General features: G+C 49.0%; 20 protein-coding genes. 2 read left to right on the top strand and 18 right to left on the bottom strand.

All coding sequences use genetic code 11. The features are described 5' to 3' along the window. Positions 1 to 185 precede the first annotated feature (185 nt). A complete protein-coding gene (locus ACI0FR_RS08155; RefSeq protein WP_374831350.1) occupies positions 186 to 1,607 on the top strand; it encodes an amino acid permease in 1,422 nt (473 codons plus the stop codon). Between the two features lie 219 nt (positions 1,608 to 1,826). Next, complete coding sequence (locus tag ACI0FR_RS08150; RefSeq protein WP_374831348.1) at positions 1,827 to 2,609, top strand: acetoin reductase; 783 nt, start codon at positions 1,827 to 1,829, stop codon at positions 2,607 to 2,609. 432 nt (positions 2,610 to 3,041) lie between these two features. On the opposite strand, the gene ACI0FR_RS08145 is transcribed toward ACI0FR_RS08150, so the two are convergent. From ACI0FR_RS08145 to ACI0FR_RS08060, 18 genes are all read right to left on the bottom strand, one after another. Next, complete coding sequence (locus ACI0FR_RS08145) at positions 3,042 to 3,836, bottom strand: ABC transporter ATP-binding protein (RefSeq protein WP_404908687.1); 795 nt, start codon at positions 3,834 to 3,836, stop codon at positions 3,042 to 3,044. 6 nt (positions 3,837 to 3,842) lie between these two features. After that, positions 3,843 to 4,862, bottom strand: coding sequence for a FecCD family ABC transporter permease (locus ACI0FR_RS08140; protein ID WP_404908690.1), 1,020 nt, complete (start codon positions 4,860 to 4,862; stop codon positions 3,843 to 3,845). After that, a complete protein-coding gene (locus ACI0FR_RS08135) occupies positions 4,859 to 5,890 on the bottom strand; it encodes a FecCD family ABC transporter permease (protein ID WP_404908693.1) in 1,032 nt (343 codons plus the stop codon). The genes ACI0FR_RS08140 and ACI0FR_RS08135 overlap by 4 nt, the downstream gene beginning before the upstream one ends. Then, a complete protein-coding gene (locus tag ACI0FR_RS08130; protein WP_374831340.1) occupies positions 5,890 to 6,858 on the bottom strand; it encodes an ABC transporter substrate-binding protein in 969 nt (322 codons plus the stop codon). Before ACI0FR_RS08130 ends, ACI0FR_RS08135 begins: the two co-directional genes overlap by 1 nt. 16 nt (positions 6,859 to 6,874) lie before the next feature. Beyond that, on the bottom strand, positions 6,875 to 8,278 hold the full coding sequence (locus ACI0FR_RS08125; RefSeq protein WP_404908696.1) for an MATE family efflux transporter: 1,404 nt from the start codon (positions 8,276 to 8,278) through the stop codon (positions 6,875 to 6,877). Beyond that, a complete protein-coding gene (locus ACI0FR_RS08120; RefSeq protein ID WP_374831336.1) occupies positions 8,268 to 9,350 on the bottom strand; it encodes a PLP-dependent cysteine synthase family protein in 1,083 nt (360 codons plus the stop codon). Before ACI0FR_RS08120 ends, ACI0FR_RS08125 begins: the two co-directional genes overlap by 11 nt. After that, on the bottom strand, positions 9,347 to 10,681 hold the full coding sequence (locus ACI0FR_RS08115) for a type III PLP-dependent enzyme domain-containing protein (protein WP_404908700.1): 1,335 nt from the start codon (positions 10,679 to 10,681) through the stop codon (positions 9,347 to 9,349). Before ACI0FR_RS08115 ends, ACI0FR_RS08120 begins: the two co-directional genes overlap by 4 nt. Further along, entirely contained in the window at positions 10,672 to 11,667 is a 996-nt protein-coding gene (locus ACI0FR_RS08110) for an ornithine cyclodeaminase (RefSeq protein WP_404908703.1), read from the bottom strand. Before ACI0FR_RS08110 ends, ACI0FR_RS08115 begins: the two co-directional genes overlap by 10 nt. 42 nt (positions 11,668 to 11,709) lie before the next feature. After that, positions 11,710 to 12,108 carry a ParB N-terminal domain-containing protein gene (locus ACI0FR_RS08105; protein ID WP_374831328.1) on the bottom strand — a complete coding sequence of 133 codons (399 nt, stop codon included), beginning with the start codon at positions 12,106 to 12,108 and terminating at the stop codon, positions 11,710 to 11,712. A 196-nt stretch (positions 12,109 to 12,304) separates the two neighbouring features. Further along, on the bottom strand, positions 12,305 to 13,060 hold the full coding sequence (locus ACI0FR_RS08100) for a YrbL family protein (RefSeq protein WP_404908706.1): 756 nt from the start codon (positions 13,058 to 13,060) through the stop codon (positions 12,305 to 12,307). Between the two features lie 226 nt (positions 13,061 to 13,286). Continuing rightward, positions 13,287 to 14,804: a thymidine phosphorylase family protein gene (locus tag ACI0FR_RS08095; protein ID WP_404908709.1), complete on the bottom strand. Its 1,518-nt coding sequence runs from the start codon at positions 14,802 to 14,804 to the stop codon at positions 13,287 to 13,289. Continuing rightward, a complete protein-coding gene (locus ACI0FR_RS08090) occupies positions 14,801 to 16,162 on the bottom strand; it encodes an MBL fold metallo-hydrolase RNA specificity domain-containing protein (protein ID WP_461667930.1) in 1,362 nt (453 codons plus the stop codon). Before ACI0FR_RS08090 ends, ACI0FR_RS08095 begins: the two co-directional genes overlap by 4 nt. Next, on the bottom strand, positions 16,159 to 17,100 hold the full coding sequence (locus ACI0FR_RS08085; protein ID WP_404908712.1) for a ribose-phosphate pyrophosphokinase: 942 nt from the start codon (positions 17,098 to 17,100) through the stop codon (positions 16,159 to 16,161). The genes ACI0FR_RS08090 and ACI0FR_RS08085 overlap by 4 nt, the downstream gene beginning before the upstream one ends. Positions 17,101 to 17,194: 94 nt before the next feature. After that, positions 17,195 to 19,585 carry a phosphoketolase family protein gene (locus ACI0FR_RS08080; protein WP_404908715.1) on the bottom strand — a complete coding sequence of 797 codons (2,391 nt, stop codon included), beginning with the start codon at positions 19,583 to 19,585 and terminating at the stop codon, positions 17,195 to 17,197. Positions 19,586 to 19,601: 16 nt separating this feature from the next. Beyond that, positions 19,602 to 20,786 carry an acetate/propionate family kinase gene (locus ACI0FR_RS08075; RefSeq protein WP_374831318.1) on the bottom strand — a complete coding sequence of 395 codons (1,185 nt, stop codon included), beginning with the start codon at positions 20,784 to 20,786 and terminating at the stop codon, positions 19,602 to 19,604. A 60-nt stretch (positions 20,787 to 20,846) separates the two neighbouring features. Then, the gene (locus ACI0FR_RS08070; RefSeq protein ID WP_374831316.1) at positions 20,847 to 21,959 is read right to left on the bottom strand and encodes an ABC transporter permease; all 1,113 of its coding nucleotides are present in this window, start codon (positions 21,957 to 21,959) and stop codon (positions 20,847 to 20,849) included. A gap of 1 nt (position 21,960) precedes the next feature. Continuing rightward, a complete protein-coding gene (rbbA, locus tag ACI0FR_RS08065) occupies positions 21,961 to 24,750 on the bottom strand; it encodes a ribosome-associated ATPase/putative transporter RbbA (RefSeq protein WP_404908719.1) in 2,790 nt (929 codons plus the stop codon). Next, entirely contained in the window at positions 24,747 to 25,826 is a 1,080-nt protein-coding gene (locus ACI0FR_RS08060; protein ID WP_374831312.1) for an HlyD family secretion protein, read from the bottom strand. Before ACI0FR_RS08060 ends, rbbA begins: the two co-directional genes overlap by 4 nt. Between the last annotated feature and the right edge of the window lie 147 nt (positions 25,827 to 25,973).

Below are 25,973 nucleotides of genomic sequence, written 5' to 3'. Positions count from 1 at the left end.
TACCCGCAATTTATTAGGATTTTTATTTTCATTTTAAATGCATAAAAGAAACTGAAATATTTTTATTAATGATAATGATACCAATTAGCATTTCAGTTTATTACTTGAGCTTATTGAAGTATAAAATAAAAATACAACCTATATTGCTAAGAGGTGTCATCAAACCCGGCTTTCGGGGAGGCTTGATGACAAGAGAATATATTAAAAATGAAATTTTTAAAGAAGAAGATCACGGCTATCATAAAGCGCTGAAGCCGCGACAAATCCAGATGATTGCCATGGGCGGAGCCATCGGCACGGGGCTTTTTCTGGGCGCTGGCGGGCGTTTGGCACAGGCCGGCCCCTCATTGGTTTTTGTCTATGCTTTATGCGGATTTTTCGCGTTTTTAGTTCTGCGTGCCTTGGGCGAGTTGATCATGCATCGCCCCAGTTCCGGCTCTTTTGTTTCTTATGCACGCGAGTTTTATGGTGAGAAAATGGCCTTTGTGGCAGGCTGGATGTATTGGCTCAATTGGGCCATGACATCAATCGCCGATGTGACAGCCGTGGCTCTCTATATGAATTTCTTCAAACATTATGTACCTTGGCTGCAAAGCATTGATCAATGGATGTTTGCCATGACAGCTCTTATTTTCGTGCTGTCGATGAATTTATTGTCGGTCAAAGTGTTTGGCGAACTGGAGTTCTGGCTGAGCCTGATCAAAGTGCTTTCGCTCGTCTTGTTTCTTGGCATCGGCATTTATTTTGTTGTGACGGGCACGCCTATTGACGGACATCAGCCTGGTTTCAACCTCATTCTTGAAGGTGGCGGATTTTTCCCTCACGGCATATTACCTGCTCTTGTGGTGATACAAGGGGTGGTTTTTGCCTATGCCTCGATGGAACTGATCGGCACAACAGCTGGTGAAACGGAAGATCCCCGCAAAATTATGCCGCGCGCCATTCGTACAGTGATTTATCGGTTGGTGATATTTTACGTTGGTTCCGTGCTGTTATTGACCATGCTGTTACCTTTTAGCAGTTATAGCGCCGGTGAAAGCCCGTTTGTTACTTTCTTTGGCAAGATTGGTGTTGACGGGGCTGATATTATTATGAATCTCGTGGTGCTGACGGCAGTTCTGTCATCACTCAATGCCGGTCTTTACTCGACAGGGCGGATTTTACATTCGATGGCTATTTCCGGTTCTGCACCTTCCGCTTTGGGTAAAATGAGCAAAAACGGCATTCCTTATGTCGGTATTGCCATGACGGCTTTAGTCACAGCCATCGGGGTGGTGCTCAATGCTGTTGTCCCGGCAGCGGCCTTTGAAATTGCTCTTAATATGGCATCACTTGGAATTATTACGGCATGGGGTGTGATTATTTTATGCCAACTCAAATTGTGGTTTTTGGTGCGCAAAAAAGTAATAGCCCCGACTGAATTCCGGATGTGTGGTGCGCCTTACACGGGTCTTTTGACGCTTTTGTTTTTGTTTGGCGTTGTGGTCTTGATGGCGGTCGATTACCCGCTTGGCTCATGGACGGTTGGTTCATTGATTATCATTATACCGGCACTGGTCATTGGTTGGTATTATATGCGTGATCGTATTTATCGGCTGGCAAAATAAAAATCTTGTAAAATCCAATAATCAAGAATTGAAACAACAAAGCTTTGGAAAGTGGAAATATAATCGCCATTGTCAATCAAATGTGATGCAATCTTTCAATGTTTGTATCACACTTGATTGTAATCATTCTCCTTTAGTAAAATGCTCGTTAAACTATAATTTGAATATCCGGCTTTATGAGTTGGTTATCTATCAAACACTGATGAGAAGGATCAGATTATGACAACGCTTGAGAATAAAGTTGCCCTGGTTACCGGAGCTGCCCAAGGTATCGGACGTGGTATTGCTTTGCGTTTGGCTAAGGATGGATTCAATCTCGCTCTGGTCGATTTGAAAGCAGAGAAACTTGAAAGTGTTAAAAAAGAAGTCGAGCAACTTGGCCGTAAAGTAACGACCATTTCTGCTGATATCAGTAATCGTGATGATATTTATGCCGCAATTGATAAGGCAGAAAAAGATCTCGGCAGTTTTGACGTGATTGTCAATAATGCCGGCATCGCACAGGTACAGCCTATTTCGGAGGTGAAGCCTGAGGAAGTTGAACGTATCTTCAAAGTCAATATTGAAGGTGTGTTGTGGGGTATTCAGGCTGCTGCCGCAAAATTTATCGCGCGCAAACAGAAGGGCAAGATTATCAATGCTTCTTCGATCGCCGGGCATGATGGTTTTGCAATGTTGGGTGTATATTCTGCGACCAAGTTCGCTGTACGTGCACTGACACAAGCAGCCGCTAAGGAATATGCCAGTGCCGGTATTACCGTCAATGCTTATTGCCCTGGCATTGTCGGTACAGATATGTGGGTTGAAATTGATGAACGTTTTGCCCAATTGACCGGAGCACCGATAGGTGAAACCTATAAAAAATATGTTGAAGGCATTGCACTGGGCCGTGCACAAACCCCTGATGATGTCGCCTCGTTGGTTTCCTTCCTTGCAGGTCCGGATTCCGATTACATCACAGGTCAGGCTATTTTGACCGATGGTGGTATTGTCTACCGTTAAATTCTGTATTGGGAGTAATGGTTTTTTTCATTTCTTCCTTACAAGATCAGTTAATGCTAAAGGCTGTGCTTTTTGCAATAAATATTGACTGACAGCCCCGCTATGGATGTGGGGCTGTCATAATGGGTAAAATTGACTAGAGGCAAATCGGAATTAAAATTTGGAAACCTTGGGTGCACTTGTCCAGACAATCTTTATTCGTTCCGCATGTCAAAGCGTAAGCTGAACCAGAACTCATGACAGCCATTACGATAATTGTAGAGGCTACGAACTTTTTCATAAAATGATCCTTTCTTAAAAAAATCAACTATATGGCTTGATTATATTAGATTTTTATTCGTGACCAATTCCAATTATGAGGGGGCAGATATTAGTTGCGATTGAAAGAAGATAAGGGTGAGCATAGCTTGGCTGAGTTTATCGCTTTTTAAATCAATGATTTCTTTTACTTGTTAACCACTCAATATCAAAATGCGGTGGGGCATGTGATCTGAGTGACACAAATTGACCTTTGACACGGAAGGTTTTTTCAATCAGTCCACTTTGCGCCAAAATATCTGCTGTGCCGTTAAAAATCTGCTTGCCTCTGTCAAGCAACACAATGCGGTCACAGATTGCCATCGCTTGATTGATATCGTGGATAGATATTAAAATTGTGGTGCCGTATTCACGGCTTAATTGATAAACCAGATCAAGCACTTCGGCCTGATAACCGATATCCAGAAAACTCGTCGGTTCATCCAGCAGCAGAATTTCGGCTTCCTGTGCTATGGCAGCGGCAATCCATGCCCTTTGCCGTTCACCACCTGAAAGCTCGTTTAAAAAGCGTTCGCCATAGCCGCTCAATCCTGTGCTGTGCAAGGCCCATTCAATGGCTTCTTCGTCGCTTTTTTTATAAGAGCGCAACAAGCCGACATGGGCAAAACGTCCTTGCCGCACCAATTGGCAGACGCGCATTTCATCGGGTGCGAGTGGCTGTTGAGGCAAAAAAGCAAGTTTGCGCGCAAGCAGTCGCCGCGACATGGACTGAACAGGATAATTATCTAAAAAACTTTTGCCTTGTGTGGGGGGGATTAAACCGGCGATCGCTTGGAGAGCCGTGCTTTTTCCTGAACCATTGGGGCCGATAAGTGTACATATTTCTCCCCTTTTTAGCTGCAGATTGAAAGCATTCAGGGCTTTTCGGGTTTTATAGTGAATGGACAGATGATCACAGATTAATTGCATGATATCTCACGGGATTTTGCGCAGTAAAACAATGAAAAGCGGAGCCCCGAAAAAAGCGGACATGACACCCACCGGAATATCATCAGCCTGACCGATCAGGCGCCCGGCAAGATCGCTAAGCGTCATGGTGATCATGCCGAGAAAAATGGTGAGGGGTAATATGAATTGTCCGCTTTTGCGGCTTAAAAAGCGGGCAAGATGGGGCACAACCAACCCGATAAAACTAATCGGTCCGACCGTGCCAACAGCACTGGCCGCCAGCAGACAAGCAAACGCCAACACGATTGTGAAGTGTTTTTGATAGGGAAGACCGAAGGATGCGGCACTTAGCGGATCAAATTGTAATAAGTTGAGCGGGCGGCGTATGAAAATTAAGGCACAAAGGCCGATGATTGTATAAGGCAAGAGATAGCGTACATGCTCCCAACTTCGGGCATAGAGGCTGCCGGTCAGCCACTCCAGCATGATTTCCATGCGGTTTGAGCCCCATCCGGCAATCATGCCGATAGCGAGCGCATGCAGAACGGCACCCACTGCAATGCCGCATAAAGTGAGACGCAAGTGGGATAACTCTGCATGGCTACCAAGATAATAAATGATGAGGCCGGCCAACAAGCCGCCGCCAAGACCGATTGTCGGCAAATATTCAAGCGGCAGAGCGGGTAATGCAGCGGAACCATGATACTCTTGCGACATGGCCAGCAGCAAAAACAGGCTGACAGCAAAAGTTGCACCTTGCGAAATACCCATAATGGAGGGATCGGCCAGTGGATTGCGGGTGATGTTTTGCAAAATTAATCCGGCGACAGCGAGATGGATGCCGGCTAATGCGCCTGTAATGATGCGCGGTAGTCTGATGTCCCAAATAATGGAATGCGTGTTTGCAGAACCATTGCCGGTAATTGCGCTCCATACATCAATCAAAGGAATATCGGCAACCCCTAGAAAAACAGCCAGCAGTGGTGTCAGAATTGCTGCCAGCCCCCAAAATAAAAGCAGCCATAAAGGATTATTTTGCTGTTTCACCGGCAATTTCCTTGTGATGAAACAGAGCGTTTTTGAGCCAGATAGATAAAGACGGGCCCGCCTGTCAAAGCGGTGACAATACTGACTGGCAGTTCCTGCGGGGCAGCAATTGTGCGCGCAATAATATCGGCCAGAGACACCATGTTGCCGCCGAGAAAAAAGCATAGAAGAATAGTTTGGGTTTGGTTGTTTCTGCTTAAGAGGCGGGCAATATGAGGTGCCGCCAGCCCGACAAAAGCTACAGGCCCTGCAACCGGCGCAATGCCTGCAACAGGCAATACGGCTAAAAGCAGCAGAAAAGGTTTCCAAATATTTGTTTGCAAACCCATGCCGGCAGCCACCTGCTCAGGAAGTGACAACAGGCTTAAAATTCGTTGGCAGCAACATGTGCCGCATAACGCAATGATGACCCAAGGCAGCATATAGAGTAATTGCGGCCATGAGCGCCCTTGCAAGCCACCGGTGAGCCAAAATAATAAAGAAGGCACTTGTGCCCCGCTTGCCAGGATAATGTAGGTGATGACCGCATTTAAAAAGAGTGAGACACTGATGCCGCCAAGAGCCAGATGCAAAGGATGTCCGTTGCCGCCACGAGCGATCAGCAAAGTAATGCTGGCAGCTGTCAAGCCGCCGATCATGCCGATAAACGGGTAATAAATGGATGAAATAGCGGGCAAATAGACAAAACAAAATACGATCGGCGTTATCGCGCCGGCGCTTACGCCGGTTAAACCGGGACCTGCCAGTGGATTGCGGGTAAGCGCTTGCAAGATATAACCCGAAAGCGCCAATCCCGCACCGGCGAAAAATGCCGCCAGAGAGCGCGGCAGACGCAATTTCCAGACCAGAATGGATTCCACATGACCATCCGGCCGGTTCAGAACCGGCCATAATTGCTGTAAGCTTAACGATCGCGTCCCAACCATCAAACCGGCGGTGATGATGATCAGGCTAAAGGTAGCCAGCAGCAAAAAGACTGCGCATAGTTGCATATGCGCATGTCCTGTTTTTGGGGCGAGAGCGGACATTATGATCCGTCTTTGGCCGGCATCAATTTGGCGGCTTCTTCTTTCACATCAATGGCGGGAAATGTATCCGGGTAGAGATAATGAGCTGCTTCCCGCAAAACTATTTCACGGGCAATAGGCCCGTTTGTTTCCACCCAATGATCGCCGACATAATAAACACGGTGGTTTTTGACGGCAGAAAGCTGGTTCCAGATCGGGTTGTTTTCATGCGGACGGTCAGGGCCGCTATCATAGACAAAGATCACTTCCGGATCTTTTTCCAGCATGGTTTCAAGGCTGACTTCCTCGCCAAATTTACCGCTTGTAGTCATAGGTCCCAATATATTATCACCGCCAAGAGCGGCCACAATTGAAGCGGCTGTGTTTTCAGTATGGAAGGAAAAAGGCGTATCACCCGCCCACATAATTTGAAAACGCGGATGTTTGTCTTTTGGTGCTTTCGCCACAAATTCTTGCAAATGGGCTTTAAAATTGGCGTTTAATTCTTCGCCGCGCGGCTGTTTGCCAAAGAGGGTGGCGAGATCGTTTACTTCTTTATAGCTCTCGTCGAGCAGTTCCATATTATAGGCGATGTAAGGTGCAATTTTTTCAAATTGGGCAGCATTGGCCACTGTGTAACGGCGCATGGCGACAATCACGTCCGGTTTTGCTTGCGAGAGCAATTCCAGATTGGGCTTTGCCCGTTGGCCAATTTGCGGGATATCTTTGGTTTTGCCCATCAGATATTCCGGTTCACGGCCTTTTTCCATATAAGTGGTAGCAACAGGCTGGATGCCCAAAGCAAAAGCAATATCGACGCCAAGATATGAAACGGCGGCAAGGCGTTCAGGTTGGCGCCTAAAAGTGATATTGACGCCGCGATCATCGGTGATGGTCACCGGCCTTTCAATATTGGCATGGGCGGCAGTGGCAACAACAATGCTTGTTATGGCAGCGAGAGCAAGTGGGGATAAGTTTTTAAATATCATTTGATTAAAATCCTGCTTAAATAAACGATGAAATAGTGGTTGGAAATGTTTTCATTTCTTGTAATTGTCGTGAAAATTGCCACCACAGTAACAGGCTGGTGACGCCGAAACCGAGGCATAAACCGCCCCAGATGCCATAGGCACCCCACAGGGTCAGATGGTTGCTCATAAACATGACAGGAATGCCGACCAGCCAATAACCGATCATGGTTTTGGTCAATCCCGCGCGTGTGTTGCCAAGGCCGCGCATTAGCCCGATGCAGATATTTTGCGAGCCTTTTAAAAACTGATGTGCGATGGCAAACCACAATAAAACAGCAGCATAACCAAAAACTGCAGGATTTTGATCAGGCTTTATAAATGGCTGCAAGACGGCTTGCGGGATAAAAATATAAATCAGTGCGATGAGCGTCATCGTGCTGAAACTGAGGATAAAACTGCGTTTGGCAATTGCGCTTAACGTATCAATATTACCTTGCGCGAAGGTGCGGCTGACCAGAATGGATGAACCATGAGAAAGACCGATATTGAATTGATAAACAATATAAGCAAGTTGGTTGACGATGTTGGAAGCCGCCAATGCTATTGGCCCGAATGTGCCGATCAAAACCGTGGCAATAGATGTGATTGCCGCTTCCGAACCATAAGTTAAAGAAATGGGTAGTCCCATACGGGCTATTTTGACAAGCGATGCCCATGTCGCGCGGCATGGATTAAACGCCAGTAAAGGGCATAATTGTTTATCGCAGCTGATGATGCGCCAATAAATCAGAAAATTTGTTAATTGCACCAATGTGGTGGAAAGACCGATACCGGCAAGCCCCAGTTTGGGCATGCCCAATAGTCCGAAAATAAAGATCAGATTGAGCGATGCATTGATGATAACGCTAATAAGCGTCACCATCATCAATGATCCGGCGCGGCGCATGCCTACGGCAAATTGGCGCAAAACATTAAGCCACAACATCGGGATCAGACCGGGTGCAAGCGTGAGCATGATGGGCAGGGCGAGGGCGGCAATATCTTCTTCCTGCCCCAACAGGTTCAAACACATGCCTAGTCCCACCATCAGCAGGGCGGCAATTGCGGCGGTCAGTGTTGCCAGCAGCATGGAACTGCGCAATAAGTTTTGCACGGCATCAGCCGTTGGCTCGTCGAGACTATGTGCGCCTGATTGATTTTCACCACGCCCGACAGTGGCTGCAATTATATTGCCGACACTTGTCACCATGCCGACACTCATGGTGCGCAACTGATTATATAAAAGTAGCGCCAGACCACCGGCCGCCACCTGATGGATGCCTAAAAAACCCATCATGAACAGATCGGTGCTGGTGAGCGCCACTTGTGCAAATTGGATGCCGATAATCGGTGCAGCAATGTTCAGTATGTCGGCATAGGGGCGAAATTTAGCACGCATGGAACTTTCGCTTATCTACCGGCACATTTTTTGCTGGGAGCTTGAGGGATGCCTGATAGGAATCCAAAAGCTGATGCAGCCGTTGCTCTGTTTGTTTGTCGAGAAGATTTCGCTGGCGCAGCCAGTCATCATTATAAAAACTGTCGAGATATTTTTCGCCCGCATCGCATACAAGCACTACCATTGTGCTTTCAGGTTCAATCAAATGGAGACGTTGTAAAGCGACATGAATTGCCGCTCCGGCCGTGCCGCCGACAAGGAGACCAGTGCGCCTTGCAACGACACGTGCGGCCGCAAACGCATCCAGATCGCTGACGCGCAAACCTATATCAATCAAGCTGCGATCCAGATTGCTGCCAATGGTAAAACCATGCGGTGCACCGGCACCACTTTGCCAGTATTTGTCCGGCTTACCGCCGAAAATTATCGAGCCTTTCGGTTCAACGCCGATGCTGGTGACATGCGAACCAAGATGGCGTAACTCCTTGACCGTACCGCATAAAGTGCCGCCCGTTCCTACCGCGCCCACCAGATAATCAACCTCGGTGCCGACATCACGTAATAATTCTGCCGCCAACCCTTTATAGCCCAGATTATTATCTGGATTATAGTGCTGATCCGGCCAGAATGCGCCTGTTTTCTCGGCAATTTCATATGCCTTCTGCCGTCGCTCCACGGTGCTGGGACCGCCCTTGGTGCTTTTGACAAAGACAAGTTCGGCACCCATTGCCTGCATGGCACGCAATTTATCGGGCGCGGCATGATCATCAACTATGGCGGTAAATTTATAACTGCGTTCAATGGCAATAAGGGCAAGGCCACTGCCGGTATTGCCCGAAGTGGGCTCGACAATATGGCCTCCTGCTTGCAGCTTGCCGTCGCGCTCGGCACCAATAATCATTTCGCGCGCCATGCGTATTTTGCAGGAGCCGGTCGGGTTTATTTGTTCCAATTTCAGCAGCAGACGGCTGCCTGTACCGGTGCGGGCAAGTTCCAGCATTGGAGTATTGCCGATCAACTCACTAGCCGCGCTCGCAATGGGATGTAAGATTTGCGTATTGAGCAGGTTCATTCGTCAATACTCCACTCGAGATTATTTTCATTTTGCCAGACGATAATTTTCGGCGGTAGGGCAAGCTGATGAAATGTGCTTTCATTCTTGTCCATCTGATAACCGGCCGTGTTGGGATAGATAATCAGGTCGCCATAGCGAGGACGGGCGGGAAAGCTTAATTTACGCCAGCTCAACATGTCATATTCCATGCAGCTGGAGCCGCCGATGCAAGCAAGCACCGGCTTTTGTTCGCGTTCTGCGCCGCGTTGCACCAGATATGGATCGGGCAAAAACTCGCTGCCTTTCCATTGTTCGGAAAGGCTCATGCTCAATCCGGCAACCGTGATGATACCATGTGCATCATTTTGCTTAAAACCTTGCACAGGAAAGACACTTAAGCCCGCACTATGAAGTAAAGCGCGCCCCGGCTCCATCAACAGGCTGATGCCTGCCTGGTTGAGGGCTCGTGCAAAACTTTGCTCATCCTCGCTGCTTTCTAAAATCGCATCCAGCATTGCAGCACCCGTTGGTGCTTGGTGATAGGGATAAAATTTTGCAAAGCTTTTATGCCCGTGAAATTGGCCGGGATTTAAATTGGCCTGAAAACTATCCCAATGATCTTCAGTCGTGTAAGCACAGGCAAAGCCGCCACCGATGGAAATGGAATGGGCAGCAAGCCCATGCTGGCGCGCTTCAAGACATTGCTTGATCAGCTGAAAGCCAAGTTTTGCGCGTGGGTGAACCTCATAGCCATCGAGATGGAAAGAAAAACCTTCCATGGTGACGAGATGGCGATTGTCAGCACATTTTTGCAACGCCATTTGTAAATCAGTGGGATTAAGCCCGAAGCGGCTGTCAGGAAATTCCGGTGGCAGAACACGCAATAATATCCGCATGGGTTGCGTGACTTCTGCGATTGCAATAGCGCGTTCCAACTCGTCCAAGGCGTCAATGGCAACAAGCGCACCATGCTGGTTGGCAAGGCGCAACAGATCATTGCTTTTTGCAGCCCCCGTGACGCCGATATGGTTGCCTTTAATACCGCAAGCTAAAGCGTGGGCAAATTCCGGAAGACTGGCAACATCTGCAAAACCATTAAAAAGTGCTGCAACTTTCAGCCAGATAGCAGCTTTATTGGCCTTTTTTGCGTAAAAAACGTGCCCTTTGACCTGATGTTTTTGTAAAATGTCTTCAAAGTTGTTGAGATTATGGGCAAAAGTTTCCGGCTCGACGAGATGGAAAGGCCCTTCTATTGTATCAGCAATCTGCGTGATAAAACCGCTATTTTGCAAAACTTTCTGCATCCATGGTTGTTCAATTGCCGGCAGGCTGGAAAGGGTCACGTCCATAGCTCGATCCTCGTTCCACGTCCTGCCGCAATGGCGCAGGTGGCAAGCGCATGTGCCACTGGAATATCGGTGATGATCATGCCGCTGCTGAAAGCAAAAACGCGGTCGGTGGGGGAGGTGCGGCCGGGTTTGCGACCGGTGATAATATCGTGCAGTTCCGCATCAATTTTAATAATGCCGTCCGCTCCGGCCAATCTTTTGCCGGTAACACCCATTTGCTCTTGATTGGTGGCAACGGCATAATCGGCCTCTTGCAGTGCATCACTTTCAACACCTTTGCTGGCAACGGATATCAGCAAGCCGCCCGGTTTCATCCATTGGGTTTGAATTTTGGGGTGTGCAGCGCGCCCGGATGCAGCAACCACAATATCCGATTGGGTAACCGCATCGGGTACATCTTTGACAAGCTCAATTTCGCGGTCAGGGAAATAACGGGCAAAAGTTTCAAAGGTCGCCGTAATTCCATCCGGATGTGTGCCGAAAAGACGTAGATGCTTCAAAGAGGGCAAAGCTGTCAGTAAATAGGGCAGGGTATTGATCCCTTGTGCGCCGGTGCCGACCATTAGTGCCGATTGCGGATTTTCAATCGCACAATATTTGGCTATAATAGCAGTGGTGGCCGGCGTTCTGGAACCGCCAACGCGGTGACAATCCATCAATGCAAAAGGCATACCGGTTGTGTCATCGTAGAGACTGATGGTGGTATAATATTTATCGGCATTGTCATTGCCCTGCCGATAAGAAGTTTTGAAACCCAATTGTTGCAGCACGCCATCATAGCCAATCATGGAATAAGAGACGGAATCGCGCTTGATATCGGGCAGTGGCATCATCAGCTTGGTCGGACAGCGCGATTTATCTTGCGCGTAATAAACATAGGCATTTTCGACCAGTTGAATAACATCGGCAGGTGCCAGTTCAATATCCGCCAAATCTTGACGGGATAAAATATGCAGGGCGGGTATCAATAAATATTGTTTTGACATGTACATGTCTTTCAAATTAAATTTTAAATAAAAGGCACGCGATTACTTTTGTAATTCATGTAAAGGAATGTCGCAGGCAGGCAGCGGTTCTTTAAAAATATGGCGGGTGGTTTTATAAGGGAACTTTTTGCCGTTTTGCGCCTTTTCTATAATCAGCTGCGGTGTGACGATTTCACCGTCGCGCCATGCACAGACATCGACTTTGTCATAATCCAGCAAAACCACCGGCATACGCGCTAATTTGAGCCTTTTGGCAATGCTGAGACGGTGATGGCCATCCATGACAAACATGGCATGCTTATGCACAGAGACCGGTATTTTCCAGCGACCGCAGGCTTTGATGTGCTTTTCGAGTTCCAGCGCGTGGAGTTCGTTTATTTCTTCGGTTGGTATTAATCTGTTTGGTTCAATGAGAATATAGTTTTGCTTACAAAGCCCCATACGTATCTCCGTAAGGCATTGGTATTTCAAATGAATTCTGTTTTTAATAATAAATTAAAATAAGCTAATTTTCATAAAAGTCAATAATAATATGAATATAAAACTCAAGTTATTGTTGCTCCCAATTAAATGCCAATAAAAAAGCTGGAGTATATTATACTCCAGCCTATTCTTACTCTTAATGCTGTCGGCTATTCTAGCCGTCAAACAAAGTCCCATCGGAAATGTCGATACCAAAGGCAGTGCCGGCAAAGACAAGAAGGCAGATAAGAGCTTTTTTCTTGATGGTAGCTTCCAGAAAATGTACCGAAACCTGTCGGTAAATATCACTCGCAATTTGTTTTTTATTGAGCTGGTTCAATCGTGAAAACCAGGCACGCAACGGCACGAATGTTTTGTCACCGATACCGTCGATCAAAACCATAGAGCGTGATTTTTCATCGTAGACAATATTGTCGAGATGGACATCTGTTGCCACGATTTTACTGCGGACGAACCATTTGAGAAAATCATTCAGGGCAGAATGGCATTTATTATCATATTTCCCTTGCGTGATAATTTCACGCAAGGTCATCGCCAGCTGGCCGTTTTCACGGCATACTGCCTGCACTATAATACCGTTTCCTTGCGGGGTTTGGGCAACGCTGACAAAATTCTGCAAATGCTGGTTGGTTAGATTACCCTCATCGGCCACACGTTTATATTCGCGCACTTCACGTATTAGCGGAATTGTTTGTTTATAATAGCTTCTCATCCGCACCATTAATTTCCATTTTTTGAAAAATCGGCGCGGTGAGGGGGCTTTTTTCTGAACTTTTAATAATAATGGCGGTTCATGCGGAATGGCATAAACATTACGCGAACGCCCGGCAGCGATCGGCTGTTTTGAAACATGAACATTGCTCAAAAGATAGGTTGAGTGACTGGTTTTTGAAATTGGTGATAACAACATTTGACTGCCGGATTTTTTTGGAGCTTTTTAAAGCCACATTATGGCTAGTATGAATGGATGATATCCGGCCTGAAAATAACACCGATCATCTATTTAATTATTGCATTTTAATGCTGTTTTTACAAGAAATTATATAAGTAATAACGAAGATTTGATCTTTCATCTTTATTTGCGTGGAACAAGCCAACCCGAGCGCACATCTCGTGATTGGCTTGTTATTTAATAATTAAATTGGCTGAATATCTACCAGTGTTTGAGCATTCTGCGCAAACTCTACCGCATAGGCCAGCTCGCCCGGTGCCGTTGCGTAAATTTTAAACAGACTTTGCCCTTTAGTAACCATATCGCCAAGGCGCACATCCATATAAATGCCCGCTCCTGTAGCGCGTGGCGCACCGGCAAGCTTGGCGACACGTGCCAAATTGCGATTGTCGATATTGCTGACAACGCCGTCAAAAGTTGCGGTGACCGTGTAGACATGATCGCCGGATTCAGGGATTTGTAACCCGCCTTGTGCGATGCAGATATCGCGGAATTTGGCCCATGCACGACCATCGGCAATAGTTTCAAGCGCCAGCGCTGTGCCTTGTCCTTTTTCCGCAACGCCGCCGATTTCCAATGCGAGACCGGCAAGCACCGCCGCGCGTTCACGCAAGTCCTGCGGTGCGTTTTCTTCATTGCGAAGCACTGCCAGCACATCCAGCGCTTCGAGTGCAGGACCGATGCCTCTGCCCACGGGCTGTGTGCCGTCGGTATAGACGCAGGCAATCTTCAGGCCGAATTCCTCGCCCACAGTTGTCAGAAGTCCGCCGAGCTGGTCAGCAGCTTCGATGCTTCTCACCTTTGCAGTCGGGCCGATCGGGATATCGATCACCACATGGGTGGAACCGGCAGCCACTTTTTTTGATAAGACGGAAGCTACCAGCTGTCCTTCGGTATCAATATCAAGATCACGCTCGACACGGATAAAAACATCATCGGCAGGGCTAAGCTGCACCGCGCCGCCCCATGCCATACAGCCGCCTTGTTCGCGCACAACCTTTTTCAGCTTTTCGAGTTCCAGATCCACCGGCGTCATGGTTTCCATCGTATCTGCCGTACCGGCAGGGGAGGTGATGGCACGTGATGAGGTTTTGGGCATTGTCAGCCCGTGTGCGGTGACAATTGCCACCACGAGCGGCGTAGTGCGGTTGCCGGGCAGACCGCCGACACAATGCTTGTCGAGCACAATATCTTTGTTCCAGTCCAACCGCTCACCGGCACCAATCATGGCTTTGGTCAGATAGATGGTTTCTTGCGTATCAAGCGGCGGCGTGGCGCTGGCGGTTAGAAAGGCTGCCAAATGCACATCGGTGTAGCGGCGCGCCACCACATCACTGATAATGGCGCTGATGCCTTCGTAATCAAAGCGATTACCATAGATGCGGCTGCGAATATAAGAAAGCGAAGTGAGCGCAGGCGGGTGGCTTACTTCCACTTCGTCGCCTTCCTCGACGCCTAATAAATCCCATGCCGTTTGTGACAGGCCGATTGTATCGAGTGCGAGCAAGTCGCTGTCGATTTGCAACAATTCGGCATAGACAGAGCGGTCTCCGGCATTGACCTGAATATGCGAGCGGGAAGAAAGACCAGCTGAATGACAGGCAGGACAATCGGTTCTCATGATGACAACGGCTTGATCATGGGTGAAAAGCCCTAAACGGCGGGCTTTCAATGGAGGATGATCACAATGAACAACACTCATAATTTAAATTCCTGATCCTGACGCGGCACAATGCTTTCCCAACCGAGTTTGCGCCCGATATGAATGCGCAAAGCTTCGGATGCATCAGGCTCGCCATGAACAATGAAAGTTTTCTTTGGGGGAATGCGGAAACCTGAGAGCCAGCGGATCAGCTCATTGGCATCAGCATGGCCGGAAAGCGTATCAATTTGTGCAACTTCCGCATTGACCGGCACCCACATGCCATGAATTTTCAGCTCTTTTGCACCTTCACGCAACGCACGCCCACGTGTACCGGCAGCCTGAAAACCAGCCAGCAAAATGGTGTTTTTCATATCCGGAGCATAATTTTTTAAATGGTGCAAAATGCGCCCGCCGGTTGCCATACCAGAGGCAGAAATCACCACTTTCGGGTATGGATTGTTGTTGATAGCTTTTGAATCTTCTACATCTTCCGTATAGCGGGCAATCTTATAAGCTTCACGCGCTTCATCCGGTGAGAGCTTGTGATCCTGCATATGCTTGCTCATCAATGTGGTTGCATCAATGGCCATCGGACTATCCAGAAAAATCGGAACCGTGCTCAGGCGTCCGGCTTGTTTCAGCTTCCAGAAATAATATAACAGCTCTTGTGCACGGCCAACCGCAAAGGACGGGATCACTAATGTGCCGCCGCGCTGAACCGTTTTTTCGGTGATCGCGCCTAATGCTTCTGCCGGATCGGCATGGTCGTGCAGACGATTGCCATAGGTGGATTCAACCACCACATAATCAGCCTCTTCAGGCGTGATCGGATCAGGCATCAATGGATGATTATAGCGACCAATATCACCGGAGAAAACCACGCGCTTTCCTGCCCAGTCGATTTGCACATTGGCAGCGCCCAATATGTGACCGGCATAGCGGAAACGAAAGTGCAGATCATCGAGAATTGTGATCGTCTGGTCAAATTCAACGCGCGAAAAATGGCCCAATGCATTTTCTGCATCACGTGCATCATAAAGCGGCAGGGCAGGCGTATGTTTGGTGAGTTTGTGCCGGTTGAGAAAATCGGCATCTTTTTCCTGCAAATAACCGCTGTCTTTTAGAATGAGCTCGGCAACATCGCGCGTGGCGGAAGTGGAATAAATCTTGCCGCGAAAACCTTGCTTAACCAAACGGGGCAGATAGCCGCTATGATCAAGATGGGCGTGGGTTAAAATCACCGCATCAATATCGCGCGCAGCAATGCTTAAATTTTCCCAGTTCTGCTCGCGCAGGTTTTTCAAGCCTTGGAACAAACCGCAATCAATCAGCACATTATGCTTGCCGTTGGAAAGCAGATGTTTGGAACCGGTAACCGTACCGGCAGCTCCTAATGATTTGAGTGTCAGCATCATGCGCTCTTTCCTGCTTTGGCAGTTTCAACAGCATTGGCGGCAGCAAAATAATTGATACCTTCAACCAGCAATTCAGCGACAGATATGCCGTTGCTGCTATGCGGTACGCAATCGGTCGAAACAACTTTTTCGGCAATGGCACTTAAACGCTCAAAAGCATCATCGGCAAAAAGGCCGTGCACCACCACACAAACAGGCTTGGCAAGACCTTGGGTTTGCAGTTGCTTGGCGGCTTCCACCATGGTGCGGCCGGAAGAGGCGATATCATCCACCAGCACCGGTGTGCGGTCTTTCCATTGGGAAAGGTCACCCATGTGGATTTCCACATTGCGGTCACCATAGCGGGTTTTGCGTAAAACTGTGAAAGGCGCGCCGGCGAGCTCGCCGATTTCGCTCACCCATTGTTCGCTTTCTTCATCAGGTCCAATCAGCAGTGGTTTTTCGATATTTTGGCTGATCCATTTGGCCAGTACCGGAGCGGATGCCAGATGCCGTGCCGGAATAGTGTAAATTTCCGACAAGGAATGATAGCGGTGCAGATGTGGATCAATGGTTAGTAAACTGTCGAATGAAGAAGAAACCAACCGCGCAAATGTGCGTGATGTAATGGCTTCGCCTGATTTGAAACGGATATCCTGACGCATATAGGCCAGATATGGTGTCACCAGATTGACGGAGCGCGCATTGAACTCACGCGCGGCATCGGCGGCAAAAACAACGGCCAGAAAATTATCATTGGGATGAGCGAGTGTGCAGATCAGATCAACATCGCGCCCCTCGACATTATCGAGAAAACGAACATAGCTTTCACCATCAGGAAAATGGCGGGTTTCCAGCGAGCCAAGTTGGTAATCACCGGCAGCAGCAATAGCGGCAGCCAGTTCTTCATTGCCGGGTAGCGGAATAATCAAACGTTTCTCAACCGAGTTTAAAGCCATGTTAGCTCATCCGTTTATTGTTGTTTTTAAGATATCAGGGAAATGAATTCAGGTTCGGAGCGGACAGACATGCCCGCTCCGTTGTTTGAAAAAATCACGCCTGAGCCTTGCGGGTATAAGGCCATTTCCAGTCACGCACTTCCGGCATATCTTCGCCGTTCTCGCGCACATAATCATGATGCTTTTGCAGCTTCTCATTGAGTGTGGCGATCAGCGGTTCGGCAATGTCGGCAGCAAGCGGCAGACGTTTGAGCGCTTCAATAGCCAAATGATAACGGTCAAGCTCATTCATCACCGCCATATCGAAAGGCGTTGTTGTCGTGCCTTTTTCGATAAAACCACGCACATGGAAGTTTGGATGGTTGGTGCGCTTATAAACCAGACGGTGGATCAGATAAGGATAGCCGTGATAGGCAAAAATCACCGGACGGTCAGCTGTGAAAAGCGCATCAAATTTACTGTCGTCAATGCCGTGCGGATGATGCTGTGGTGATTGCAGCGCCAACAGGTCAACAATATTGACAACGCGAATGCGTAAATTCGGCAGTGCTTCACGCAAGATCGCGGTGGCAGCCAATGTTTCCATTGTCGGCACATCACCGGCACAAGCCATCACCAGATCCGGCTCCATGCCGTCTTCACTGCCTGCCCAATCCCATTTTCCAAGACCGGCTTCACAATGTTTTTCAGCTTCATCAATGGTCAGCCATTGCGGGGAAGGCTGCTTGCCGGCCACAATCACATTGACGCGGTTCCAAGTTTTGAGACAGTGATCGCCTACGAAGAGTAGCGTATTGGCATCCGGCGGGAAATAAACGCGGACAATATCGGCGCTCTTATTGGCGACCAGATCGACAAAACCGGGATCCTGATGTGAAAAGCCGTTGTGATCCTGACGCCAGACATGGGAGGTCAGCAAATAGTTGAGCGATGCGACCGGCTTGCGCCATGGCAATTCGCGTGCCACTTGCAACCATTTGGCATGCTGATTGAACATGGAATCCACAATATGGATAAAGGCTTCATAGCAAGAGAAGAAACCGTGACGACCGGTCAGCAGATAGCCTTCCAGCCAGCCCTGACACAGATGCTCGCTCAAAACTTCCATCACGCGGCCATCGGCGGTCAGATGGTCGTCGCTGTCTAAAGTTTCAGCCATCCAGACGCGGTCGGTTGCTTCAAAAACACTGCCCAGACGATTGGAAGCGGTTTCATCAGGCCCGAAGACGCGGAAGTTTTTATCCTCATCATTAAGCCGGATGACATCGCGCAGATAATCACCGAGAATTTTGGTGGTTTGTTCTTCTACAGCGCCCGGCTCTGTGACCATAACCGCATAGTCACGCACATCCGGTGTTTTCAACTCTTTGCGCAGCAAACCACCATTGGAATGGGGGATGGCGCTCATGCGCTTTTCGCCTTCCGGTGCCAGTGCGCGCAGCTCCGGTTTCAGTTTGCCGTTTTCCTCAAACAAATCTTCCGGATCGTAGCTGCGCATCCAGTCTTCAAGAATTTTGCGATGTGCATCATCCGCACGGCAATTGGCCACTGGTACCTGATGGGAGCGCCAATAATTTTCCACCATTTTGCCGTCAACTACTTTTGGGCCGGTCCAGCCTTTCGGGCTACGCAGGATAATCATCGGCCAGCGCGGGCGCTCGGGAGAGTTAACATCAGCCTGATCTTTAATGGCTTTGATACGATCAAAAGCTTTATCAAAAGTGGCCGCCATCAGTTGGTGCATTTTTTCCGGTTCATGACCTTCCACAAAAAACGGTTCATAACCATAACCGGTAAAAAGACTGTGCAGCTCTTCATCCGACATACGTGCAAGCACGGTCGGATTAGCAATTTTATAGCCGTTGAGATGCAGGATTGGCAGTACTGCACCGTCACGCTTCGGGTTCAAAAACTTGTTGGAGTGCCATGCGGTTGCCAGCGGGCCGGTTTCGGCTTCACCATCACCGACAACGCAGGCAACCACCAGATCAGGATTGTCAAAAGCTGCGCCATAAGCATGCACCAGTGCATAGCCAAGTTCACCGCCTTCATGAATGGAGCCCGGTGTTTCGGGTGCCACGTGGCTTGGAATACCACCCGGAAAGGAGAACTGGCGGAAAAGCTTTTGCATACCGTCGACATCTTCGGTGATGTCGGGATAGGTTTCGCTATAGGTGCCTTCCAGATAGGTGTTGGCCACCATGCCCGGGCCACCATGGCCGGGGCCGCAGACATAAAGCACGTCTTTATTGCGCTCTTTGATGATGCGGTTGAGATGCACGTAGATGAAATTCAAGCCAGGCGTGGTACCCCAATGGCCAAGCAGACGCGGCTTGACATGTTCGGGCTTCAATGGCTCGCGCAACATTGGATTTTGCATCAGATAAATCTGGCCGACGGAAAGATAATTGGCGGCGCGCCAATAACGGTCGGTTAGTTTTAACTGTTCGGGTGAAAGGGGCTGGGTGCCAGTATGATCAGTCATTCCGGAATTCCTTAACCTATTGGGAGGATTGGTTTAAAATAGTGAGGGTTTCAGCGGCAATCACTTGCTCTTCATCAGTTGCGAGCATGAAAGCCGCGATTTTGCTTGCTTGTTTGCTGATGCGAAATGCGTTGTTATTATTGGCTGCATCATCCAGCTCGAGCCCAAGCCATTGTAATTTTTGGGCAATGAGGGCGCGGATTTCCGGCTGATGTTCGCCGATGCCGGCGGTAAAAATAATGGCATCCAGCCCGCCAAGACTGCTGGCATGACGACAGATTTCACCGGCAATGCGGGTGGTGAAAAGGTCAATTGCTTGGCTTGCCTCAGTAGCATCACTTGCCAGCAACTCACGGCAATCACCGCTGATACCGGAAACACCAAGCAGGCCGGAGCGGTGATAAAGCATATCTGTCAAGGCATCGGCGCTCATATTCTGCTGGCTCAACAGATGCAGCAAAACACCTGCATCAATATTGCCGCAGCGTGTGGCCATCGGAATGCCGTCAAGCGTTGAAAAGCTCATGCTGGTATCAACACTTTTTCGCTGATCGAGCGCACAAAGGCTGGCACCGCTGCCAAGATGGGCAACAACAATTTTTTGCGCACTTAAATCCGGCTCAAGCTTGCTGAAATTTTTTGCAATGGACTGATAGGAAAGTCCATGAAAACCATAGCGTTTAATGCCTTGATCATGCATGGCGCGTGGAAGTGCAAAACGGCGGATGACATCCGGCATGGTGCGGTGAAAGGCTGTGTCGAATGATGCTGATTGCAAAATATCAGGAAAAAGTTTGGCGATCGCTTTGATCAGCGCCAGACTTTTGGGCTGATGCAAAGGTGCATAGGCGGAGAGTTCATCAATGGCCTGAATTGAGTGCTCGTCAATCAGCACAGGCCCCTCAAAAATATCGCCACCATGCACAACACGATGTCCGATTGCTTTGATACGGGTCAGGTCAATATGAGCTGAAAGCTTATCAAACACCTCGCCGAGGACATCGACAATATCGGCCGATACTTGCGATTGCAGTTGCAAATCCAGCCGTTCCTTGCCGCGCTCCATGTGAAAATTCAACGGAGACGCGGCAAAATCAATGCCTGCTTTCGCGGATTTTTGTAAAGACGAGCCGTCACGTTCAAAACTGCCGATTTTCACGGTCGATGACCCTGTATTGAATGTGAGGATTAAATCATTCATTCCAAGTCCTTTCGTAATCGGCAGGTTTGCAGTTGTGACAGGCAAGTCAGTTACGCGCAATCACCTCAAGAAGTTGCGGAACCGCTTTAGTGCAAAGAAGAACAGCACCGAACCAATTGCCATAAGGGCCAGAAATTGTGGCCAGACTACGCTTAAACCCGCACCCCGAAACAGGATCGATTGCGCAAGAATGACAAAGTGGGTGTTTGGTGCGGCGAGCATGATGTTTTGGATGATTTCCGGCATACTTTCACGCGGTGTCATCGCACCCGATAAAACCTGCAAAGGCAACAGAACCAGCACAATCAGCAGCCCGAATTGCGGCATTGAACCGGCAATGGTTGCCAGATAAATGCCAAGGCTTGTGGTTGCGAAAAGTTGCAGGGCAACGCCGAACAAGAACAACACAAGCGAGCCATTGACCGGCACAGCCAATATGCCTTCAACGACAAAAACCAGTGACAATGCGGTTGCAACGAGCACGACGAGCCCCATTGACCACACCTTGCTGATCATGATCTCAACGGGCGTGACAGGCATGACCAGAAGATGCTCGATCGTGCCGTGTTCGCGCTCACGAATGAGGGCAGCACCTGTCAAAATAATCGACAGCATGGTAACGGATGCGATTACGTTGGTGACGGCACCAAACCAGCCTTTGTTCAGTTCTTCATTGAAACGTGAGCGCATATTTTGCTCGACCGGCATTTTGGTGCCGCCGCGATAACGATCCAGAAATTCGCTCACTTCATTGGTGACAATGGTTTGGACATAACGTCCGCCACTGAAAGCCTGACTCATGCGTGTTGCGTCAATATTGAGCTGGATAGTCGGATTGCGGCCAGCCAGCAAATCCCGTTGGAAGCTTGGCGGAATATTGAGCGCAAATGTATCAAGTCCTGAATCCATGCGCTTGTCCATCTCATAGGTCGAGATGAGTTTGGGCGGCACAAAATATGGCGGATAAAATGCCGTGGTAATGCGTCCCGATATCGGCGATTGGTCTTCGTCAACAATTGCGATGGCAGCATTGTTGAGATTTTCCGGCATCGCCTTGGAAGCCGTGTAAATGGCGAGCGAAAACGCGTAGACAATCAGAATAATCAGCATCGGATCGCGGGCAAGCCCGCGCAGTTCCTTGATGCCGAGACGGAATATATTGGAAATCCTCATCTCACCGCGCCTGTTTCTTGAGCAGAATAATACCCAATACCATCAATACCGGAATGGTTATCAGCAACATCATGAACGGTAGCCCCAGATCGGAGAAGCTAAGCGCTTTCGAGAATGTACCACGGGAAATGATGGTGAAATAGGTGGTTGGATAAAGCTGGCCGATAATGGCACCGGCACCTTGCAGCGACGACACCGGATCAATGATGCCGGAATATTGGACAGCAGGAATGAGCGTCATCAAAGCTGTGCCAAAAATGGCTGCGATCTGGCTGTTCATAAAGGTGGAAATCACCAGCCCCATACCTGTTGTGATAATCACATAAAGAAGAGCTGCCGTTGCATAGGTGAGGAAACTACCGGTGAAACGCACCTGAAAAATGAAAATTGCAAATGCCGTCAGCATCAGGAAGTTGAAGAAAGCCAGCCCGATATAAGGCAATTGCTTGCCGACCAGAAACTCGAATTTCGTCACCGGTGTGACATAGAAATTGATGATGGAACCAAGTTCTTTTTCACGCACCACACTCAACACCGAAAGCATCGACGGAATAACCAGCAGCAACAGCGGAATGACCGCTGGCACCATCGCCACCAGACTTTGCACATCCGGATTATAGCGATAGCGGATTTCCATATTGAAGCTGGTGAGCGCTGTGGTGTTACCGTAAAGCTCGCGGGCTTTTTGCGACAGCCAATTCAAATGTGTGCCTTGCACATAGCCTTGAATGGTTTCCGCACGCACCGGCATTGCTCCATCAATCCATGCGCCCACTTCGACAGGGCGTCCATGCTCAATGTTGCGGCCGAAATTTGGCGGAATTTCAATTGCCAGACTGATCTCGCCATTGCGCATCCGTTTGTCCAGATCGTCATAATCAAGGATCGGCGCTTTTTCGATGAAATAACGTGAACCAGAGAATTGGCGCACATAATCGCGGCTGATAGTGGTGTCGTCACGGTCGATCACTGCGAAACTGAGATTATTCACGTCCAGATTGATGCCGTAGCCAATCACAAACATCAAAATCACGCTGCCGAGCATTGCCAGTGTGGCGCGGATCGGGTCACGACGCAGTTCCAGTGTTTCGCGACGCGTATAAGCAAGCATACGCCGCAAGTCCGGCATCCAGCTGGATGAAGGTGTCGGCAGTTCTCTTACCGGTTTCACCGGCTCGCGGCTCACTGTTTCATCTGCCTTATGCACGGGTTGGGGCGCAGGCGCTGTTTCGCCGATCGCATCTTCCAGATAGCCGATGAAGGCTTCCTCCAATGTTTCGGCAGAACGGCTGGCGGTAATGGCGGCAGGTGTGTCGCTGATCAGCACTTTACCGGCATGCATCAGCGATATGCGATCGCACAATTCAGCTTCATTCATGAAGTGGGTAGAGACGAAAATTGTTACATTATCTTTGCGCGACAGATCGGCCAGTATTTGCCAGAATGCATCGCGTGCTACCGGATCAACACCGGAGGTTGGTTCGTCAAGGATCAAAATATCCGGCTGATGAATAAGCGCTACTGCCAATGACAGACGTTGGCGGATACCAAGCGGCATATCGTCAGGATAAATATCCATCATATCGCTCAAATCGAAACGATCTGCCAATTCAGCAATACGTTCTTTAGTGCGCGCTTCCTCCATCCCGAATAATTTGGCATGAAGCTCCAGATTTTGATGGACAGTTAATTCCGAATAGAGAGAAAAAGCTTGCGACATATAGCCGACGCGGCGGCGTATATCGATATTCTTGGTATCGACTTCACGGCCAAAGAGACGTGCAATACCTTCACTTGCAGGCAGCAAGCCGGTCAGCACTTTCATGGTGGTGGATTTACCGCAACCATTGGAGCCAAGAAATCCGAAAATTTCGCCACGGGGAATACGGAAACTGACATCACTAACCGCGGTGAATTTACCAAAGCGTACGGTGACATGCTCGGCTTCAATGGCAATGTCGGTGATGGATTCATCACGCGGCGGGATAACCACTTTATGGTGGTCGCAGCGTAATTCTTCCGGCAACAGCGCAATAAAGGCTTCATCCACATTTGCGGTGCCTGTCTGCTGCATCAACTCCTTCGGGGTGCCGCTGGCAAGAATTTGTCCGTCATTCATTGCAACCAGCCAGTCGAAACGCTCGGCTTCTTCCATATAGGCGGTTGCAACGATCACGCTCATACCGGGGCGGTCTTTGCGGATATCGTCGATCAGTTCCCAGAACTGGCGGCGCGAAAGAGGGTCAACACCGGTGGTCGGTTCATCAAGGATCAACAGATCAGGATCATGGATCAGTGAGCAGCAAAGGCTCGTCTTTTGCTTCATTCCGCCGGAAAGTTTGCCGGCCGGACGATCAGCAAAAGGCGACATGCCGGTACGCGCCAAAAGATCGGCGATGCGGCGTTCACGCTCATGCTTGTTATGGCCGAAAAGTCTGCCGAAAAATTCGATATTTTCAAAAACCGAGAGGGTTGGGTAAAGGTTCTTACCTAAGCCCTGTGGCATATAAGCAATGCGCGGAAAAGCCTGCTGGCGATGGCGTTTATCGGCAATATCGCCATCCAGCACATTAATGTGGCCTTCCTGCATGATGCGCGCGCCTGCAATCAGCGACAGCAGACTGGATTTTCCCACACCGTCAGGTCCGATGAGGCCGATCATGCGACCGGCAGGAATATCGAGTGTCAGGTCACGCAAAGCCTGCTTGTCGCCATAAGACAAGCTGACATTTTGAATGCGGACGACCGGTTTGTCATCCGCCACATTACCGCTCGCCAATGCGCTGTTCATTTTACTGTTTCCGCAAGGTGGTCTGGCCATTTGGCATCAGGATTCAGCTGGACATAAACGGTACCGGGTAGACCTGTTTTAACCATTTGAATATGCTTTTGCAGTAAGTCTTGCGGGATTTTAGCCTTAACACGGAACACGAGTTTCTGGCGTTCCTCTTCGGTTTCCACTGATTTTGGCGTGAATTGTGCCACATCGGCAACAAAGCTGATTTTGGCCGGAATGACATATTGCGGTGCTGCATCAAGCACGATACGCGCATCTGCACCGATTGCCACCTGACCGGCCTGTGCAGTCGGCAGGAAAAATGTCATGTAAACATCACTTAAATCGACCAGATTAAGCACGCGACCACCGGCAGAAATTACTTCGCCTGGCTGTGCTACCCGATATTGAACACGACCCGGTTTTGGCGCTTTCAGTGTTGCATCATCAATTTCGACGCTGATGCTGGTGATAGCGGCTTTTGCCGCATCAACGGCGGCTTCAGCATCAATCACTTGCGCTTTGGCAGCATTAATGCCTGCATCTGTTGCTGCAAGCTGTGCTTTGGCAGCACTAACCGCGGCTTCAGCACCACGCGTATTGGCGCGGTCATCATCGAGGATTTGCTGCGATACGGTGCGGCTTTCGCTTAGCTGCTGCGAACGGGTTAAGCGGCGTTGGGCTGCATCCAGTTGCGCTTCACGCTGAGCAATAATGGCTGCCGCCGCTTTTTGCTCGGCTTCGCGCTGCGCTACGAGGCTGCGGGCAGTTTCGATACCGATTTCAGCACGACGCAACTGCGCTTCAGCCTGACGGCGCTGACTTTCGGCCTGATCCGTATCCATACGGGCGAGAATGTCGCCTTCATTTACGAAATCGCCTTCATCAGCCATGATTTCGCGGATACGCCCGGGGCTTTTGGTGGAAATGTCGATTTCAACGGCTTCAATGCGACCATTACCGGAAGCAATACCTGCTGGCAAACCGCCATTGTTTAGTTTTTGCCATGCGTAATAACCACCGACTGCGACGAGGGCTAAGATTACAACAAGAGTATATTTATTATACTTGCCTGATTCTTTTTTTGACATTGACTGCGCCTGATTATTGCGAAACTTTCTTAGCTGAGTGTGACATTAATCAAGCTCGGTCATTGATTTTAGTCAATGCTAAATATTTCTTTTGGTAAACTAGGAAATATTCATACCATTCGAATATTTGTTTTATTTCAGCGTTTT

Source organism: Paenochrobactrum sp. BZR 201-1 (assembly GCF_044987585.2).
Taxonomy (GTDB): Bacteria; Pseudomonadota; Alphaproteobacteria; order Rhizobiales; family Rhizobiaceae; genus Paenochrobactrum; species Paenochrobactrum pullorum.
The sequence above is the reverse complement of the archived record's forward strand: the minus strand, read 5'-3'. Positions and strand labels throughout refer to the sequence as shown.